This is a genomic window from Bacteroidia bacterium (assembly GCA_019695265.1).
Classification (GTDB): domain Bacteria; phylum Bacteroidota; class Bacteroidia; order JAIBAJ01; family JAIBAJ01; genus JAIBAJ01.
Map to the genome: position 1 here is coordinate 1 of JAIBAJ010000203.1, position 2,904 is coordinate 2,904.

The following is a 2,904-nucleotide window of genomic DNA, read 5'->3' on the forward strand; positions in this document are numbered from 1 at the left end:
TCGTTGCCCGGGGTGCTTCGAACTTGGCTTTTATCGGTCTGATAATGTAAGTGAAAATCAACTTATCCCAATGGTAAAAATTGAATTCACGATATATAATGATGTTAATGCCGAACAATCAGTTTTTGAGAAACGCCCCGTTCCGTTTGAATCAGGTAAATACCATTTTCAATTCCGGAAACATCAACAACCTCTTTTCCATTTTTTATTTGAAATTGGAGCAAGGTTTTTCCTGTAATATCACAAAGTTTAGCCATTTTATCGGCTGTCTTAATATGAACCAAGTTATTTGCAGGGTTGGGAAACAGGCTTAAACCATTTGCATTTCCATATACAGGTTTAATACCAATTGGCAAACTGTTTACGGCATTGATGGTAATCATTTGTTCGTCAATTTTATACAAATAGGAAGAAGAATCGCAGATGGTTGCAGTGCATCCGGTATTGTCTGTGATGGTCAAGCAAATGGTATAATACCCTGCACTATCATAGGTGTGAGATGGATAAGCTGTCGTATCAGTACTTCCATCGCCCCATGACCATTGGTAAGAAAATGGTGGCATTCCGGAAACATTGGTTACAACCAGCCAACTATGTTCAATGGTATCTGGGATAAGATTGAAGCTTGAATTGGCGCAATTCAAAAAATCACAAGTTGAAAGACTATCAGGGTAGATTGGAGTTCCATTGATACTAAAACAATCTAAGGACGGAGGCGGAGGACAAATAGTTGAACCCCAGCTTGGTTCCAAAAATCCGAAGGTTGAACCTATTCCTTCAATCCAATAAATCTGGTATAGTTCATTGGTAAACAAACGTTTATGGTATTCATTTCCAATTAAAACAGAATCAATTGAAATGACAGTATCTACTCCTCCGCCAATCAAACTACTTTCAGGTGACAGGAATCCATAAATAGTGTCCCCAACCTGAAGGTTAAAATCATACAATACCTGTTCCGTATTTTCGCCAGGAGGAACAACATAGACTTTACGCAAACTACTGTCCTCCCTAAATGAACCTGCATAGTTTCCGGAATCTATCCAGGTTCCATATAAGTTACATTGTCCTCCCGAATGGAAAACATACATAGGGATTTCTAATTTGTGGTAAGATTGTCCTCCAATCAAGGTATCACCAGTCATTTCTAAACTGTAATATCGAAGGTAATAAGTAAAAAAATATGAACAACCCCAGCCTTGGGAAATCGTCCATGCTGCATTCGAATCGGGCATTGAATGATAAACCGATGTTTGTGACTTTGCTGTCAGACTAATAAAACAAAGCACTGAGAGTATAAATTTCTTCATAGTAAATTGCTGAGGTAGAAAATCAATACAATTGTAAGAATAATACAATTGTTCAACAGGAAAAACAAATGAAATAATACTTTTAAACGTTATTATTTGGAATTTAATCAGTTTGTAAACTTAAATATGGCAAATTCATAATTAAACTGCAAACTTCTTCGGTTTCGGTTTTGAGTTTCTAGTACATTTAGTTTTATCAAATAAATTGCCAGAAAATGCCCCAAAAAGGATTAATTAAATTGTTCCAAAAAGGATTTTAGGAGGGGGGCAATGTTTAAGTTTTTACCTGCTGGATTTTGTTCAAAACCGACTTTTAATTCGTTCAATAAATCAGGAATATGTTTTTCAAAGTTTCCGTTTAGCAAGGTATGGAAAGACTTAACGATGGCTTTGTCAAAATGGTCTGCTCCATTCTTTTTCAAAAAGCGTTCGAACGAAATCAAAATATTTTCAACCAGGTCGAAATTTCCCTTATTAAAATGAGCTATCATTTGGAAAACCTGAAGGGTAGTTTGGGTATCAAAGTGCTTTTTTACTTTTAAATTTTGCCTGTAAACTTCAATCCAATGAATAGTAGCAGAATAATCGCGGTACTCTAACATGGCACTTGAAAAAGCCGTAACCAGTGCTAAAAACAAATCGGATCGGATATAGCTCAAAAAGGCTAGCATTTGCTTTTCAGTTTGACGGGACAATTCCATTACAGCTTCCCGGTTTTGCTGCTGATCCAGCCATACCAATTTAAACAAACTAAAATACAGAAACTGGTAAACTTTAGCCTGTTGGTTTTTGAATTTGTGAGCCTCAAGTTCCTGAAGCAAAATGCCAAGCCGATTAAAATTCCCATTGAAATAGGCTGCTGTCATGCTTTGGTTGTAAGCATTAATCAGGGGCAATTGATCGTACGAAATAAAATAACTACCACTTTTACAGATAGCCAACAATTCCTCAGCCTCCTTTTCAGCCTCTGCGCGCATTCCGGCTACAGCGTAAAAATTCAATTTGATGCAGGATCTGTAATGTTTTGCTCTCAGACTTAAAGGTTGAAGGCTTCCACTAATGGCTTCATGGTTAATTATTTCCATGTGCAATTCCTTCAAATTTTTACCAAGTATGGTATAACTTGGTGTCATCAGAATTGCTTGTTGGTAAAGCAATTTTTCATACAGGTGGTAATTTTCCCAAATCAACAGTAGTTCTTCATATTGTTTATTTAATGCTTGAATTTCTTCTACCTGCTTATCACTTGTATTTACTTGCAACCATAGCTTTCTTTTTTGATCAAGCAATTCCATCTGATAGTGGTAAAGTTCATTTTTTTCGGCAAAAGTTAATGCTTTGTTCAATTGCCTGAGGGCATCTTCGGTAAGCCCTCTGCTTACCAACAAATGGAAATTTTCAATAGTCCTGAGCAATCCTATCTGAACTAAATTTTCCTGGTGAAACTGACCTAGGGATTGAAGCAGCGAACTAAATAAATAGTTTTTAGAAAGGTGTAATTTGCTAACAGCCGTTTTAGTCTTTCTGGATAAAATTTCATCATTATCAACCTTCATTTCATCCAAGGCCGAAAAAACCTTCAAATAGCTTGCCG

The 2,904-nt window shown here is 36.4% G+C and carries 2 protein-coding genes; both read right to left on the reverse strand.

What is annotated here, in order from left to right:
- Positions 1-104: 104 nt before the first annotated feature.
- The gene (locus tag K1X82_15310; protein ID MBX7183479.1) at positions 105-1,310 is read right to left on the reverse strand and encodes a T9SS type A sorting domain-containing protein; all 1,206 of its coding nucleotides are present in this window, start codon (positions 1,308-1,310) and stop codon (positions 105-107) included.
- Positions 1,311-1,540: 230 nt separating this feature from the next.
- Positions 1,541-2,904 (reverse strand): hypothetical protein (locus tag K1X82_15315; protein ID MBX7183480.1); only part of this gene is annotated, 1,364 nt, incomplete at its 5' end.